This window comes from Nitrosomonas ureae, from assembly GCF_001455205.1.
Lineage (GTDB): Bacteria > Pseudomonadota > Gammaproteobacteria > Burkholderiales > Nitrosomonadaceae > Nitrosomonas > Nitrosomonas ureae.
The window spans coordinates 1190942-1207000 of sequence record NZ_CP013341.1 but is presented as its reverse complement, the minus strand read 5'-3'; the positions used below and the strand labels follow the sequence as shown (position 1 = coordinate 1207000).

Sequence of the window (16059 nt, the reverse complement as noted above, 5' to 3'; positions counted from 1 at the left end):
TTATGAAAAATTAACCGGAGTAAAACATTCACCTGGATGAAAATTATTGCCCGTCAGAAAATCCGCTACATTCATTTTTCTTCCTCCCGGCTTCTGTAGCATTTCCACTTGCAACAACCCGGAACCGCATGCAACGACTATGCCTTCGCGACTTACCGCAACAATTTCACCTGGCTGTCCGGATTCACCTGCAATTATTTTTGCCTGCCAAATCTTTAAAACCATTCCCTGGAAAGAGGTGTAAGCACCCGGCGTTGGATTAAATGCCCGCACCACGCGATCTATCTGCTCGGCTGGAAGCCGCCAGTCAATTTCAGCTTCCGCCTTAGTTATTTTGGTGGCGTAGCAAGCTTCCGTTTCATTCTGAACTACTGAAACCAGCTTTCCTTGTTCTAGTTGAGCCAAAGCTTCAACAATACTCAAAGCACCTAACAAACTCAGCCGGTCATGAAGGGATTGTGTGCTATCGTCCGGCGCGATCTTCATTTCGTGCTGCAATAAGATGTTACCCGTATCCAGCCCCGCATCCATTCGCATGATGGTAATGCCGGTTCCGCCATCGCCAGCCAGAAGCGCCCGTTGTATCGGCGCCGCGCCGCGCCACCGTGGCAAAATCGAGGCATGAATGTTCAAACAACCCTGACTAGGAATATCCAGCACTGCTTGCGGCAAAATCAATCCATATGCCGCAACGATCATCACATCCGCACGTAGCGCCTCTAGTTGCGCCTGAATTTCCGGCGTTCTAAGTGTCAGTGGCTGCAGTATTGCAAGATGCTGCTGCTGAGCCAACACCTTGACCGCACTTGCAACCATTCTCATTCCTCTCCCAGCCGGGCGATCCGGTTGGGTTAAAACCATTACAATCTGATGCCCGGCATGGATCAATCCTTCCAATGCAGTAGCAGCAAAAATAGGGGTTCCGGCAAAAATAATTTTCATGCTAATGCATTGATGATTCATCGGTTAAGGCAACGGAAATTCACCGTCAATGGAAAGAAAGCAATAATCCGAAAAATATCAAATTACTATTTTCATGCAAGCCTCCGCGCCTACATTGTACTACGCTGTTTTTTCTTTAATTTTGCCAAGGTACGCACTTGCTTGAGCCGAGACCAATACTCAACAAATACTTTTCCTGCCAAATGATCCATTTCATGCTGAATACACACGGCCAGCAATCCATCGGCATCCAAAACAAATGACTCGCCCTGGGCATTCAAGGCCCGTATCGTAACCGATTCAGCCCGTTGCACTTTTCCATAAATACCCGGTACTGACAAACAACCTTCTTCATAATCCGAGATGCCATTGCTGGCGATGATTTCCGGATTAATCAAAACCAGCAAATCATTTCGTGCTTCGGAAGTGTCAATAACGATAATGCGCTCATGCACATCCACTTGGGTTGCCGCCAAACCGATCCCAGGCGCGGCATACATAGTTTCTGCCATATCATTTATCAACACACGGATCTTGTCAGTAACTTGCCTTACAGGTGCCGCTACAGTATGTAGCTTTTCATCCGGATATTGCAATATTTTTAAAATAGCCATAAAAAATTATGTATATAAATAAACCTAATACCGCATTTAGACCGTATCATTAGCCAATTATTCTGTAATGACTAATAACCTGTACGGGGATCGTCCATGCGAAAGCCTATTATAGCCATGATTTTATTCCTAAGTCTGTTTTCTATTCCGCCAGTCAACGCCGATAATAATTTATTGCGAAGCGACACTCCCCATCGCCATGTCGTTGTGCCCGGCGATACGTTATGGGGAATAGCCGCCAGATTTCTTAACGATCCCTGGCGCTGGCCTGAGATCTGGGGATTCAATCGCGACCAGGTAAAAAACCCTCACCGCATCTACCCCGGTGACATTGTCATACTGAGAAGAACACCTTATGGGTTTCGATTGAGCCTTGAGGACAATGAAGATGAGGTTAGAACCGTCAAATTATCTCCAAAAATTCGTTCGGAATTATCCGATACCGCAGCCATACCCAGTATCCCGGCTGCCGCTATCGAACCTTTTCTCAGCCAACCTTTGGTCATTGAAAGGGATGGGCTTGACAACGCACCCTATATTCTGGGCTCCAGCGACAATCGAGTGGTTCTAAGCACAGGCAATACCGCTTATATCAGCGGACTACCAAAAGATAAAGGTTCGACATGGCAAATTTTCCGTCCTGGCAAAGCGTTAAAAGATCCCGATCAGAAAGACCAGATTATCGGTTATGAAGCAACTTACCTAGGCAACGCAAAAGCCATTGCACTAGCGAATGTCAGCACAGTAACCATCACACGGGCCACGGAAGAAATCCTGAAAGGAGATCGTCTCGTTCCTGCACCTAAAACTATATTCAATAACTACGCACCTCATGCCCCGGATTTTCCAGTCAATGGACGAATTATCTCAGTTTATGGCGGTATCACCGAAATTGGCAAAGGTGCCATCGTTACCTTGAATAAAGGTCAAATGGATGGACTTGAAATGGGTCATGTGCTTGCTATTTTCCGAAAAAGCCAAGATAAATCCCTGACAGGGGAACTGGTACAGCTACCCGATGAGAGAACGGGACTGGCATTCGTATTCCGCGTTTTTGACAAGATATCTTACGCGCTGGTTGTCCAGAGTACGCATTCCATTAAAATACTGGACGCAGTCAAAACTCCTTAAAATAACAGCTTTAACCTTCATGAAATATGCATCCGATATTGAATCATGGCTGAGTCTTAATCTGATTGATGGCTTGGGTGGTGAATCTATCCGTCGGCTCCTGATCGCTTTTGGCAATCCAGCAGCAATCCTTTCAGCGCATATCACAGCGCTCGAACGTATTGTAAAAAAAACAACGGCGCATCGCATCAGACAAGGTCCTGATCGCGACAATATTATAAATGTACTGAAATGGCTGGAAGATCCCGTTAACGCAGTCATTACCTTGGCTGATTCCGATTACCCGGCACAATTGCTCAATATTGCGGACCCACCACCATTGCTTTATTTTAAAGGCCGACGAGAACTTCTCCGGCAGCCTGCTCTGGCCGTTGTTGGCAGCCGCAATGCCACGCCACAAGGTCTATCGAATGCAGAAGCCTTCTCCGAGGCTGCCAGCAATGCAGGACTTTGTATTATCAGCGGCATGGCGCTTGGAATAGATACTGCCGCTCACCATGGAGGCCTACGTGGCGCTGCTGCCAGCATAGCCATTGTAGGAACAGGACTAGATATCGTTTATCCGGCAAAAAATCATCCTTTGGCTCATAAACTCGCGAAAGAAGGTGCGCTGATTTCTGAATTTCCTTTGGGCACACCTGCCATAGGCAGGAATTTTCCACGTAGAAACCGCATCATCAGTGGCATGACCCAGGGTTGTCTGGTAGTAGAAGCGGCATTGCAAAGCGGTTCACTGATTACAGCGCGCCAAGCTTTGGAACAAGGTCGTGAAGTGATGGCGATCCCGGGATCTATTCATTCACCCCTTTCAAAAGGCTGTCACGCATTAATCAAGCAGGGGGCAAAATTGGTTGAAAACACGCAAGACATTTTGGACGAATTAAGTCACCTGGCATTAATCGATACCACACCAGACAGAAGAAAAGAATCCCCCACTGAGCAATCGACAGAAAACTCTTTGTTACTCAATTACCTAGGTTATGATACGGTTAACATCGATACCCTATGCTCACGTAGCGGCTTGACTGCTGAGGTTGTATCAGCCATGCTATTAACGCTTGAACTTGACGGTCAAATCAGCAGTCTACCAGGAGGATGGTATCAGCGAATTGATTAACATTTGATACTATAACTAAAACTAGAACCACTTATCTGTAAACAGATCTGTATTTATAGACACCATTATGTTCGATATACTCGTTTATTTATTTGAAAATTATTTTGATTCAGGAAGCTACCCTGACTCTGCAACACTGACGCGCAAACTCACCATGGCAGGATTTGCCGACGAGGATATTAGCGAAACACTAAATTGGCTCTCTGAACTTGAGCGTCATGACATTGGTAATTATCCAGCCAGCTTTGCCGAAAATAATTCCTTTCGATGCTTTACCGAATATGAAATAGAAAGAATCGATACCGAAGGGCGAGGATTTATTTTTTTTCTGGAACATGCCGGCATCATTAATCCGTTGCAACGAGAGTTATTAATTGATCGCGTTCTGATGATGAGTGAAAGCTCATCAAGTCTTGAGAAAATCAAACTGATTGTTTTGACAGAATTATGGATCCAGAATCAGCTTACTGACGATACTGTATTGGAAAAACTGCTGATTGTCAGTGACTCTCATTATCGTCATTAAGACAAAATCGCGTCTTTTTTTCACACCGATTAACCGCTTGAATGAATGCAGCCAATGCACTCGCCTCATAGTTGGATTCATATTTCATTGTTAACAATCATCATCATGCACGACAATATAGAGCCAGAAAATTATTTTTCCCGGAAAGCTCATGGGTAAATCTCTGATCATTGCTGAGAAACCTTCAGTCGCAGCAGATATCGCGCGGGCGCTGGGCAATTTCACCAAAAACACTGATTTTTTTGAGAATGATCAATACGTCATATCTTCGGCAGTAGGTCACTTACTCGAGCTAGCCATCCCGGAAGAATACGAAGTAAAACGTGGCAAGTGGAGTTTCACAAACTTGCCCGTGATTCCTCCGCATTTTGATTTGAATCCAATAGAGAAAACTTCCTCACGCCTGAAGCTACTCAGCAAACTCATCAAACGCAAGGATGTCGATTCATTGATAAACGCCTGTGATGCCGGACGCGAAGGTGAGTTGATTTTCTATTATATTCTGCGCCATGTCGGCACCAATAAACCGGTAAAACGTCTGTGGCTGCAATCCATGACACCCGATGCGATTCGTGAGGGCTTCACCCGATTAATGGACAGCTCGGAAGTAAAATCCCTTGCAGAAGCCGCTGTCAGCCGTTCAGAATCAGACTGGCTGGTCGGAATTAATGGCACGCGCGCCATGACTGCATTCAACTCCCAGGAAGGAGGATTTCATAAAACCACAGTGGGGCGGGTACAAACCCCTACTTTGGCAATTCTGGTTGAACGAGAAGAAAAAATCAAAAAATTCCGCCCGCAGGATTACTGGGAAATTCACGCTACCTTTACAGCCAGTAGCGGTAATTATGCCGGCAAGTGGTTTGATGAGAAATTCACCAAGGATAAAATCAATCAAGAATCAAAGCCGGAGAGACTCTGGGAGCAAAATAAAGCTGCAATTATCCGTGATAAATGCCAGGGAAAATCCGGTCACGTCAATGAAGAAAGCAAACCCAGCAAAGAAATCTGTCCATTACTCTATGATTTGACCAGTCTGCAACGCGACGCCAATAGCCGCTTTGGTTTTTCAGCCAAAGCAACACTCGGCCTGGCGCAAGCGCTGTATGAAAAGCACAAGGTACTGACTTATCCGCGAACGGATTCACGCGCTCTACCGGAAGATTATATCGGCACCGTTAAAGATACAGTGCAGAATCTGGAAAACACCGACTACGGTAAATTCTGCCGCCAGATTCTGGCATCAAACTGGGTGGTCCCCAATAAGCGTATTTTCAACAACGCCAAAATCTCAGATCACTTTGCCATTATCCCGACTTCATTAAATCCAACAAAATTAAACGAAGCGGAAACCAAGCTTTACGATCTGGTTACCAAACGTTTCCTAGCCATCTTTTTTCCAGCTGCAGAATTTCTGGTCACCACCCGTATCACCCGGATTGAAAACGAACCTTTTAAAACTGAAGGTAAAGTCATGGTTAATCCGGGCTGGCAAGCAGTCTATGGAAAATCGACCAAGCCGGACAATGCGGAAGATGACAATACGCTCGTCGCCATTATTCCCGACGAATCCGTCATTACGGAAGCGATCGACATTATCGCAAATCAAACTCGCCCACCGGCAAGATTTAATGAAGCAACCTTGCTTTCCGCAATGGAAAGCGCCGGCAAGCTTGTAGAAGATGAAGAGCTACGTGCTGCGATGAGCGCAAAAGGCTTAGGCACACCGGCGACCCGCGCTGCGATTATTGAAGGTTTGGTTTTTGAAAATTATATCCAGCGGGTTGGCCGCGAATTGCATCCAACCGCAAAGGCTTTCTCATTAATTACGTTATTACGCGGCCTTAAGATTCCCGAGCTTATCTCACCTGAATTGACAGGCAATTGGGAGTTTCAGTTACGCCAGATTGAACAAGGGAATCTGAAACGTACTGCATTCATGGAAAAAATTGCCGAGATGACACGGCATATGGTAGAACAAGCCAAGACACATCGCGGCGAAACCATTGCGGGGGATTTTGCCGTATTGAAGTCGCCTTGCCCGAAGTGTGGTGGCATCGTGCATGAAACCTATAAAAAATTTCAATGCCAGAAGTGTGATTTTGCCCTCTGGAAAATTCTGGCCGGCCGCCAATTTGAAGTTGAAGAAATGGAAACATTGATCACCCAGCGCGAAGTCGGTCCGCTACAAGGTTTTCGAAGCAAAATGGGGCAATCCTTTAATGCCATCATCAGACTCACGGATACCTTGGAAATGAAATTTGATTTCGGTAACAATGATGAAAATCAGGAGGAAGTCGATTTCAGCGAGCAGCTTCCACTGGGTAAATGCCCCAAATGCAACCATGCAGTTTATGAACACGGCATGCAGTATGTTTGCGAGAAATCTGTCGGAGCTGCTCGTACCTGTGATTTTAAAACAGGGAAAATTATTCTTGCACGTCCAATTGATCGTGCACAAATCACCAAATTGCTGGAAACAGGAAGAACCGACTTATTAACAAAATTCATTTCCAAAAAAGGAAGACCCTTTTCGGCTTATCTGGTTAGAAATTCGGATGGAAAAATAGGTTTTGAGTTTGAACAAAAAACTCCTAAAAAAACAACTGAAACAAAATCCAAAACAAAACAGTCAAAAACCCGATCGACTGGCAATATTGCCTCCTAGCCCTTTTAAGATAGTCCATCTAATCATCATCCTCTGCACCAGTAGCGAACAGTTTGGCAGTTGATCACGGAAAATCCCGGGCATCAAGCGATTGCCCGGATTCTCGCCCTTGTTGACGCATTTTTATAAATAAAAATTGAGGATATACTTGCCCACTCCACTGGTAGCCATAATTATCATAATAAGCCCTCCTATAATGGCAGTTCCTTCAATAACGATGGATACAAATGCCCGTGATGTGCTCTCAAACTCCTCTTCACCCAAAGTATTTCTTCGCTTCTCCCTGCGATCCTTCACCCACAACTGTAACCAAATGGCCACAGGAATCGCCAATAAAGAGAACATCAAAACAATTTCTGCGTCTTCCATTTATAAAACCTCTATGTTATTAATAATAGTACGATAAATTAATCTCTTAGATGCTCGCAATAAACTGCGATATCCGATAACATCATTTCAAAACCAAACGTTTTACGTTAGCCGATTGCTTTTCATTCAAAATTTACTGCGATAGATTACCTTAAACAAGATAGCATGATAAAGATTTTTCCAAAGGAGATAAATCATCGACTCGGGTAGTACGAGCGAATTCATGCTACTTGCCCGCTCAATAAAATTACGCTCTGAATGTTCTTATGAGATATCATTCTTCATTTTAATTGCATATACCAACCATGAAGTGGCTTGATCTTCCATTGGCCAAGAAAGTTCAAGGCACAATACGATTACCTGGATCAAAAAGCATCTCCAATCGGATTCTCTTACTTGCCGCACTCGCGCAAGGCACCACGCAAATTCACGATTTGTTGGCTTCTGACGATACGGGACATATGCTGGATGCACTGGCCCAATTGGGTGTCATGGTCACTCAAACCGAAAAAAATAATTATCGTATTTGCGGCATCAATGGAACATTTCCAGTTACAGATGCTGACTTATTTCTCGGTAATGCCGGTACCGCTTTTAGACCATTGGTTGCGGTATTATCCTTAATGCATGGACATTATCGACTATCAGGCGTGCCACGAATGCACGAACGACCCATCGCGGATCTGGTGGATGCATTGCGACAATTAGGTTCAAATATCAATTACTTGGGCAATCCCGGTTTTCCACCGCTGGAAATAAAACCATTTTCCCCGCATATCATTGGGGATACGCATGCTGTTAGAGTAAAAGGCAATGTATCCAGCCAATTTCTCACTGCATTGTTGATGGCATTACCTCTGAGCGGAAAGAAATCCATCATCGAAGTAACGGGCACCTTAATCTCCCAACCTTATATCGAATTAACGCTTGCGCAAATGCAGCATTTTGGCGTACTAGTGGAACATACCAACTGGCGGCAATTTGTAATACCGACTCAACAAAAGTACCGCAGCCCAGGACATTTATCCGTCGAAGGGGATGCCTCGTCGGCTTCATATTTTCTCGCAGCCGGTGCCATCGGTAATGGACCGGTGAAAGTGGAAGGAGTCGGCTGCAACAGCGTGCAGGGCGATGTTCGCTTTGCAGCAGCGCTCGAGCAAATGGGGGCTAAAATATCCATGGGAGAAAACTGGATTGAAGCAAGCAGCGGGAATAAGGATGTTAACGGAAAATTTCTCCACGCCATCGATCTGGATTGCAATCATATTCCCGATGCAGCGATGACACTTGCTGTCATCGCATTATTCGCAGATGGCGTTACAATGCTGCGTAACATTGCCAGCTGGCGCTTAAAAGAAACAGATCGCCTTGCAGCAATGTCCACTGAATTGAGGAAATTGGGCGCGAGTGTTGAAGAGGGCGCGGATTACTTGCGCATTACCCCTCCAATCCATGGTTTGACCCCGCACGCGACGATTGATACCTACGATGATCACCGTATGGCTATGTGCTTTTCCCTGGCCTGCTTGGGCGCGCCCGTGCGCATCAACGACCCTCAGTGCGTAGCTAAAACATTCCCCGATTATTTTGAAAGACTGTCGCAACTGGTTCATCCTGAAATCAAATAATTTCACCGAACCATTGATGCAAAACCCTAAGATTCCTAATGAAAACTGAGAAAATACCTGTTATCACCATCGATGGCCCGTCAGCATCGGGAAAAGGCACCATTGCTCAATTAGTGGCGCGAAAGATTAAATTTCATTACCTGGATAGTGGCGCGCTTTATCGTCTGGTTGCTTTGAAAACACTGCAATCGCACGCTGATATCCACGATGCTGATCAGCTTGCCCAAATTGCCAAACACCTGGACATCGTATTTAAAAATGAGCAGATCTATCTTGAGGGCGCCATCGTCACAGAAGATATTCGCGCAGAACAATGCGGCTTGCTCGCTTCCCAGTTAGCGGCCTATCCCCAAGTTCGGGCAGCGCTCACAGAGCGTCAACGCGCATTTCGCCAACCTCCGGGACTGGTTACCGATGGTCGGGATATGGGATCGGTTATCTTTCCCGACGCCACGCTAAAAATATTTTTAACAGCCAGCGCCGAAATACGCACACACCGACGATATAACCAGTTGAAAGAGAAAGGAATAAGTGCTAACATGGCAGACCTGTTGCATGATATCAAGAAACGGGATGAACGGGATAGCAATCGTAGCATCGCGCCGCTTGGGCAAAGCGCGGATGCACGATTACTGGATACTTCGGCATTGACCATATCCCAGGCACAAGACACTGTTCTCTCCTGGTATAATGAAATTGTGCATAAAGCCAGCGTTTGAATAGAGATAAACATACTTCTTAACGCTACACGTAAAGAGTAAGAAAACTATTATTCAAACATTTTATTAACTAACCAGTCCATTGGCCATCCAAACCATTGGATTATTACAATCAGGTATTTTTTTATAATGACTAATGCTTCCACTGCAACTCAACAATCCCCCGAAAGTTTCGCCGCACTCTTTGAAGAAAGCCTCTCACGGCAGGAAATGCGTATTGGTGAAGTCATCACCGCCGAGGTCGTTCGCGTTGATTACAATATTGTAATTGTTAACGCCGGACTTAAATCCGAAAGCTTTATTCCTGTTGAAGAATTTAAAAATGACCGGGGTGAGATTGAAGTTAAACCCGGTGATTTTATCAGTGTTGCCATCGAATCCCTTGAAGATGGCTATGGCGAAACCCGCCTTTCCCGTGATAAGGCTAAACGCCTGACCGCTTGGCATGATTTGGAACAGGCAATGGAAAGCGGCAAGATTGTGACTGGCATGGTTAACGGCAAGGTTAAGGGTGGCCTGACTGCGATGATTAATGGTATTCGGGCCTTTCTGCCAGGTTCCCTGGTCGACATTCGTCCTGTTAAAGACACCACGCCTTATGAAAATAAGGAAATGGAATTCAAAGTCATCAAGTTGGACCGGAAACGCAATAACGTAGTAGTTTCACGTCGCGCTGTACTGGAAGCGACACAAGGCGCGGATCGGGAAACCTTGTTATCCAATCTGCAGGAAGGCGCGGTGGTTCAAGGGGTGGTAAAAAATATCACGGACTATGGCGCATTTGTTGATTTGGGCGGCATCGATGGCTTATTGCACATTACCGACCTGGCATGGCGCCGGGTTAAACACCCTTCCGAAGTCGTCAATATCGGCGATGAAGTCACCGCCAAAGTGCTTAAGTTCGACCAGGAAAAGAATCGTGTTTCACTGGGGATGAAGCAGTTGAGCGAAGATCCCTGGGTAGGTTTGTCGCGCCGTTATCCGGCACGCACTCGCTTGTTCGGCAAAGTGACCAACCTGACAGACTACGGCGCTTTTATCGAGATCGAACAAGGTATCGAAGGATTGGTGCATGTTTCAGAAATGGATTGGACCAACAAAAATGTTTATCCTTCCAAGATCGTGCAACTGGGCGATGAAGTTGAAGTCATGATCCTCGAAATCGACGAAGAACGTCGCCGTATCTCATTGGGCATGAAGCAATGCCAGGCTAATCCATGGGAAGAATTTGCCGCCACTCATGATAAGAATGCCAAGGTTCGCGGTCAAATCAAATCCATCACCGACTTCGGTGTATTTATCGGACTGCCTGGAAATATCGATGGTCTTGTCCATTTATCTGACTTATCCTGGCATCAGCCTGGCGAGGAAGCCGTGCTCAATTATAAAAAAGGTGATGAAGTCGAAGCCATGATTTTATCGATCGATGTCGAGCGCGAACGCATTTCATTGGGCATCAAACAAATGGAAGGCGATCCTTTCACCAGCTTCGTTGCCGAAAACGATAAAAACAGCATCGTTACGGGCACGGTAAAATCAATTGATCCTAAAGGCGCTGTCATAGCACTCACTAATGATATCGAGGGATATTTGCGCGCATCCGAAGTCTCGCGTGATCGGGTTGAAGATATTCGCACTTTCCTGAAAGAAGGCGACACGGTCGAAACCATGATCATCAATGTAGATCGCAAAAACCGAACCATTAATCTTTCGATTAAAGCGAAAGATAAATCAGATGAGTCAAGCGCCATGCAAAAAATTAAAGCTCCGGCTAATGCAGGCACAACCAGTCTGGGCGCTTTACTGAAAGCAAAAATGGATAGTAAAAACACTGAGCAATAAGGATATTTCATGACGAAATCTGAATTAATTACCCGGCTTGCAGCACGCTTCCCCCAACTGGTTGCAAAAGATGCAGAGTTGTCAGTCAAAACGATTATTGATGCCATGGCTCAAAGTCTGGCCAGTGGCCATCGTATAGAAATACGCGGTTTTGGCAGTTTCGATTTGAACTATAGGCCGCCCCGTATCGGGCGCAATCCCAAGTCAGGCGAAAAAGTCAAAGTCCCGGAGAAATATGTGCCGCACTTTAAAGCGGGCAAGGAAATGCGTGAACGGGTGGACTATACGGATAAGAAATAGTTTTTATCCAATGGAAATGCGTATCTGTGTGGCATTTCATCACCTGCCGCACAGATACATCAACTATCCTGCACCGCGTTGCACCAATCTTTCGCTTGGGTAATGAAATATTAAGTACTCAGCCTGTTTTGAGCTTATAATTTATTCACATCTCTAATAACCTGTACGGACTCTACTCATTATGATGAATCTAGTTGCCTGGCTTTTTCGTATTGTAGTCTTTGTAATACTTGCGGTATTTGCATCCAAAAACTCGCATCCTGTCATGCTCCAGTACACCCTGGATCAGTCTATCGAACTACCCCTCAGTGTTGTGCTTTTGATTTCCTTTGCACTGGGCGCGCTTATCACTATGATTGTTGTTCGATGCCGATGTAACTCGAACGATTAAACATCGCCTAGCTTCATGCATGAACCCCGCATTATTGTAGCGCTGGATTTCCCCGATGGTAAAAGCGCCTTACGGTTAGCGCATCAGCTTGATCCCCAATTATGCCGTTTGAAAGTCGGAAAGGAGCTGTTCACCGCGACCGGCCCACAACTCATCGAGCAACTCATGGCAAGAGGATTCGATGTATTTCTTGATCTTAAATTCCACGATATTCCCAATACGGTTGCCAAAGCTTGCCAGGCTGCTGCTGATCTGGGCGTATGGATGGTCAATGTGCATGCGCTGGGAGGCCGCAAAATGCTTCAGGCTGCGCGGAAAGCAATAACTCCCGGCACAACAAAACTGATCGCGGTCACGTTGCTCACCAGCATGGATCAGGATGATCTTGCTGATATCGGTTTATCCGGCCAACCTGCGCAGATCGTCAACCGCCTGGCACGGTTAGCTTACGAATGCGAACTGGACGGCGTTGTTTGCTCCGCACTGGAAGCCGCCCATCTACGACAGCAATTGGGTGAGCACTTCTGTTTGGTAACACCGGGTATTCGACCGCACGACAATAATGCGGATGATCAGCGAAGAATTATGACGCCACAGCAGGCCATCCGGAATGGCGCCAACTATCTGGTTATCGGTAGGCCAATTACACAAGCATCAGATCCGCTCGTTACATTACAGGAAATATTCGCAAGCATTTCTTAGTGATGCTATTCAACCTTCCTGTTAGTTCTTATTTCTTATGCTTTAAATTTATATTGTTAATTGTTTAATAAAAAACCACGCTAGATTTACCTAGCGTGGTTTTTTAGATGCTTTGTAACTAAACGACTTAAAGAACTTCTTTATGAGAAAATAAAGTCGCTTGCATTAACATCAGCACCCGTTACACCTACCAGCAAAATCCGTCCACCACCAAATGCATCATTTTCTATCAATACACCAGCAGCAACGTCGGTAATTGTCAAATCATCATCTGACGCTAGACCAAAAGCTGACAAATCAATTTTATCATCAGTCACATCACCACCTACTTCGATATCGCTAATCGCCACATCGCCGGTAAACTCGGTAGTAAATTCGAATCTATCACGGAAGCCCGTAGCCCCAAACAACTCGGAAGCCTCATCCCCCCCATTGACGTCATCAAAGTCAAAAGTCCCCGCTGCGGTCTCGCCCAAATTAGCTAGTGTAAATGTAGTACCATAACCCAAGCTGTTTGCAGCCATTTGAACACCACCGGTTTGACCGATCAGATCAATTGCACCGATCTTCGTGGCGCCATTATTGGTATTATCGGCATCGGTAATATCGGTAATAATTACATCACCTGCGCCGGCAAATGTCAGACCTGTCACGCCATCGGTTTCAATTGCAGTGAACGTTGTGTCATCGGTATCAGCCGTTGTGGTTACAGAAACAGTTTCAACGCCAGTCACATCAAGCCCGTTGACTGCAACAGCAGCATCAGCATTGATCAGGACTGCCAGATTATCTTCCGCACCCACTGAAGTTACCAGAATATTATTTGCTGTTTGAGTAGCCTGAATTTCTAGCGTACCGGCTTCGAAATTATCGATGGTCAAATCACCGGCACTCGTTACATCACCGGATAAAACAACTTTTGTTACTCCAAAATCAGCGTTGTCGAAGGTAACGGCACCCGTTGCTGTGGTCAATTCCAGCACTTCAAAACCGGTTTGGACAGTACCATCCAAGCTAGCAACATCATCACCGTCAATGGCCAGTGTATCTTCACCTTCATCACCACCTTCAACAGTATCATTGCCATCAATGGTACCGGTCGCAAAAGCCACTCTATCATCACCTGCACCCAGATCAATGGTGTCATCGCCTGTACCTGCGGTAACATCGTCATTACCAGCACCACCTGTAACAGTCAAATCAAGTGTCGCAGCGCTCAGATCAACAGTCACGCCACCTGTGCTGCCAGATGCATCCACTGTTTCCAACGCAGTCGTATCAACAACAGCCGATAATGTACCTTTACCCGTTACTGTCAAACCTGTTATCGCGGAAAATGCTGCCACATCAAGGAAGTTATCACCCGTTGCAGCAATACTCATGGTTTCGATAGCAGCCGCATCGGTTGATGAATCAACCACTGCATTTGTTGTATCGTTACCAGCACCCACGGCTGCCAAATTCAAATTATCCTCAGTACCGGTTACATCATCAAAAGTATCGATGTCGGTAGTAGATCGGGTATTTCTAATACCAAAAGTAGCTGCAATTGGAGCAGTGGTAAAAGTCAGTGTTTGAAGAGACGAAGATACATTATTCCAAATTTGCTCGGCACCTGTGGTATCACCAAAATCAACAGATGAACTGGTAACTGCACGAACATTGATGACTTCCAAATTTGAAATGGCTGGAGAAATAGTGTCTCCGTCAAGAGTAGCATTTAATGTATCGCGACCGGCGGCACCATCGAGAATATCCAGATTCTCAAGACTATTTACCAGAGTACCCGCACCATCATTCACGATACTCGCTATGAAAGTGTCATTTCCAGCACCACCGGTAAGGATATCAGCACCAAAAGTCAATGCAAGTGTACCGCCTACATTCGCACCTTCACCAATGCTATCCAAATAAGCCATAGCATCTTCTTCAGTTGTAGGAGTACTTGCTGTCACACCGCCTAAGATTGATTGCAATTTTGCCAGATCAGCGGAAGAATGCTCTTTTGAATACAGTTCAGCAACTAACGCTTTATTTGATAACAATGCTGCTGTGTCCGCAAATTCTGCCGGTAACGTAGCAGGATCTTGTGAGAGAAATGTCACTGCCTCAACAATGATTGCACCAAAGCCCACACCAGAGTCGATTTGCCCTGTAAAGAAATCTTCAGCTTGAGTAGCTGCACTACCTTCAACACCATCAGCCACTAAACCAAAATTATTCATTAAAGCTTCAACTTGATCTTCAGTTGTTACTCTTCCGCCCATAATACCGTTAGTAAATAATGGATGCGCAGCCAAAAAGTCTGCTAATTGTGGAATGGTCATACCACCTTCCACCATATTTGCCATTTCGGTTAAATAATCACCACCCGGTGCTGCGTTGAATAAACCTGCTGTCACCTTCAGAACTTCAGTTTCCTGCTCTTTCGATATAGCCATGGGAGCTCCCTCGTTATAAAAATTAAAAATAAATACTAAAGTAAATTACTTGCAAGTTTTTCACTTTCACTTTGTCTCTATGTAACTTCTGCGCAACGCACACAATGTCCTAGCAGAAAATACCACAAAAGCCAAGTTAAAGTCCATTCTGCCCAAAACAAAACCTCTTTGCAAGTTTGTAACCGAAGTTTTCATCGGGCATGTTGCGTAATTGCAACAATTATAATGCTATTAATTTACGCTAAAATATGAATATGCAGGACAAGCGTGTATTTATTCCAACAATTCATCGGTGCAAAAGTATGCATGCCTACGCTCACGCGATCTGAAACAAATGGCTGCCGCCCAGGCAGTGGATGGACTATAGGCATAACTAATAGTTCAAGCAATCGGATATGACAACAAGAATGGCTGTCTCTATTTTCTCAATAGCGATGAACCAATCTTTTTCTATGCATTAATTTCCGCTTGTTAATCTGCGATAATAGGCTATTCAATATTCTAAGTTTAGTTTCTTGCGCCTGTTTAATACCATCCTCCCGAATCGCTTCCGTAGCTTGTGGCAGCATGCTCCGTTCATCCTGCAAACGATTGAGCGCGAAGTGAGCAGTCGATGCCGGGGCTCGTTCCAGGGATTAGGATTATTATGGCCATTTATCAATCCTGCCC

Annotated in this window: 14 protein-coding genes; 10 read left to right on the top strand and 4 right to left on the bottom strand. The window is 45.4% G+C overall.

Annotated elements, in window-relative coordinates; genetic code table 11:
• Positions 1-942: a methionyl-tRNA formyltransferase gene (gene fmt, locus ATY38_RS05585; RefSeq protein WP_062558439.1), complete on the bottom strand. Its 942-nt coding sequence runs from the start codon at positions 940-942 to the stop codon at positions 1-3.
• A gap of 110 nt (positions 943-1052) precedes the next feature.
• Positions 1053-1556 (bottom strand): peptide deformylase, encoded by a 504-nt coding sequence (gene def / locus ATY38_RS05580; protein WP_062558438.1) that lies wholly within the window; start codon positions 1554-1556, stop codon positions 1053-1055.
• A gap of 96 nt (positions 1557-1652) precedes the next feature.
• On the opposite strand from def, the gene ATY38_RS05575 reads away from it, so the two are divergent.
• The 4 genes from ATY38_RS05575 to ATY38_RS05560 all read left to right on the top strand — a co-directional run bounded on the left by ATY38_RS05575 (position 1653) and on the right by ATY38_RS05560 (position 6998).
• Positions 1653-2687: a LysM peptidoglycan-binding domain-containing protein gene (locus ATY38_RS05575; protein ID WP_062558437.1), complete on the top strand. Its 1035-nt coding sequence runs from the start codon at positions 1653-1655 to the stop codon at positions 2685-2687.
• 19 nt (positions 2688-2706) lie between these two features.
• Positions 2707-3804 (top strand): DNA-processing protein DprA, encoded by a 1098-nt coding sequence (gene dprA, locus ATY38_RS05570; protein ID WP_062558436.1) that lies wholly within the window; start codon positions 2707-2709, stop codon positions 3802-3804.
• A 67-nt stretch (positions 3805-3871) separates the two neighbouring features.
• On the top strand, positions 3872-4330 hold the full coding sequence (locus ATY38_RS05565) for a Smg family protein (protein WP_062558435.1): 459 nt from the start codon (positions 3872-3874) through the stop codon (positions 4328-4330).
• A 151-nt stretch (positions 4331-4481) separates the two neighbouring features.
• Positions 4482-6998, top strand: coding sequence for a DNA topoisomerase III (locus ATY38_RS05560; RefSeq protein ID WP_062558434.1), 2517 nt, complete (start codon positions 4482-4484; stop codon positions 6996-6998).
• Between the two features lie 123 nt (positions 6999-7121).
• Here ATY38_RS05560 and ATY38_RS05555 read toward each other — a convergent pair whose 3' ends face one another.
• Entirely contained in the window at positions 7122-7367 is a 246-nt protein-coding gene (locus ATY38_RS05555; protein ID WP_062558433.1) for a hypothetical protein, read from the bottom strand.
• A 305-nt stretch (positions 7368-7672) separates the two neighbouring features.
• On the opposite strand from ATY38_RS05555, the gene aroA reads away from it, so the two are divergent.
• The 6 genes from aroA (at position 7673) to pyrF (ending at position 12949) form a co-directional block, all read left to right on the top strand.
• On the top strand, positions 7673-8995 hold the full coding sequence (gene aroA, locus ATY38_RS05550) for a 3-phosphoshikimate 1-carboxyvinyltransferase (RefSeq protein ID WP_062558432.1): 1323 nt from the start codon (positions 7673-7675) through the stop codon (positions 8993-8995).
• A gap of 38 nt (positions 8996-9033) precedes the next feature.
• A complete protein-coding gene (gene cmk / locus ATY38_RS05545) occupies positions 9034-9714 on the top strand; it encodes a (d)CMP kinase (protein WP_062558431.1) in 681 nt (226 codons plus the stop codon).
• A 129-nt stretch (positions 9715-9843) separates the two neighbouring features.
• Positions 9844-11556 (top strand): 30S ribosomal protein S1, encoded by a 1713-nt coding sequence (rpsA, locus tag ATY38_RS05540; protein WP_062558430.1) that lies wholly within the window; start codon positions 9844-9846, stop codon positions 11554-11556.
• Positions 11557-11565: 9 nt separating this feature from the next.
• Positions 11566-11856: an integration host factor subunit beta gene (locus ATY38_RS05535; RefSeq protein WP_062558429.1), complete on the top strand. Its 291-nt coding sequence runs from the start codon at positions 11566-11568 to the stop codon at positions 11854-11856.
• A 181-nt stretch (positions 11857-12037) separates the two neighbouring features.
• Complete coding sequence (locus tag ATY38_RS16925; RefSeq protein ID WP_074701401.1) at positions 12038-12247, top strand: LapA family protein; 210 nt, start codon at positions 12038-12040, stop codon at positions 12245-12247.
• 15 nt (positions 12248-12262) lie between these two features.
• Complete coding sequence (pyrF, locus tag ATY38_RS05530; protein WP_062558428.1) at positions 12263-12949, top strand: orotidine-5'-phosphate decarboxylase; 687 nt, start codon at positions 12263-12265, stop codon at positions 12947-12949.
• 140 nt (positions 12950-13089) lie between these two features.
• Here the strand turns inward: pyrF and ATY38_RS05525 are convergent, their stop codons facing one another.
• Positions 13090-15390 carry a beta strand repeat-containing protein gene (locus ATY38_RS05525; protein WP_062558427.1) on the bottom strand — a complete coding sequence of 767 codons (2301 nt, stop codon included), beginning with the start codon at positions 15388-15390 and terminating at the stop codon, positions 13090-13092.
• Positions 15391-16059 lie beyond the last annotated feature (669 nt).

Excerpts from the sequence above, each read along its gene's own strand:
- fmt (WP_062558439.1), bottom strand. The coding sequence starts at position 942 with ATGAAAATTATTTTTGCCGGAACCCCTATTTTTGCTGCTACTGCATTG.
- def (WP_062558438.1), bottom strand. The coding sequence starts at position 1,556 with ATGGCTATTTTAAAAATATTGCAATATCCGGATGAAAAGCTACATACT.
- ATY38_RS05575 (WP_062558437.1), top strand. The coding sequence starts at position 1,653 with ATGCGAAAGCCTATTATAGCCATGATTTTATTCCTAAGTCTGTTTTCT.
- dprA (WP_062558436.1), top strand. The coding sequence starts at position 2,707 with ATGAAATATGCATCCGATATTGAATCATGGCTGAGTCTTAATCTGATT.
- ATY38_RS05565 (WP_062558435.1), top strand. The coding sequence starts at position 3,872 with ATGTTCGATATACTCGTTTATTTATTTGAAAATTATTTTGATTCAGGA.
- ATY38_RS05560 (WP_062558434.1), top strand. The coding sequence starts at position 4,482 with ATGGGTAAATCTCTGATCATTGCTGAGAAACCTTCAGTCGCAGCAGAT.
- ATY38_RS05555 (WP_062558433.1), bottom strand. The coding sequence starts at position 7,367 with ATGGAAGACGCAGAAATTGTTTTGATGTTCTCTTTATTGGCGATTCCT.
- aroA (WP_062558432.1), top strand. The coding sequence starts at position 7,673 with ATGAAGTGGCTTGATCTTCCATTGGCCAAGAAAGTTCAAGGCACAATA.
- cmk (WP_062558431.1), top strand. The coding sequence starts at position 9,034 with ATGAAAACTGAGAAAATACCTGTTATCACCATCGATGGCCCGTCAGCA.
- rpsA (WP_062558430.1), top strand. The coding sequence starts at position 9,844 with ATGACTAATGCTTCCACTGCAACTCAACAATCCCCCGAAAGTTTCGCC.
- ATY38_RS05535 (WP_062558429.1), top strand. The coding sequence starts at position 11,566 with ATGACGAAATCTGAATTAATTACCCGGCTTGCAGCACGCTTCCCCCAA.
- ATY38_RS16925 (WP_074701401.1), top strand. The coding sequence starts at position 12,038 with ATGATGAATCTAGTTGCCTGGCTTTTTCGTATTGTAGTCTTTGTAATA.
- pyrF (WP_062558428.1), top strand. The coding sequence starts at position 12,263 with ATGCATGAACCCCGCATTATTGTAGCGCTGGATTTCCCCGATGGTAAA.
- ATY38_RS05525 (WP_062558427.1), bottom strand. The coding sequence starts at position 15,390 with ATGGCTATATCGAAAGAGCAGGAAACTGAAGTTCTGAAGGTGACAGCA.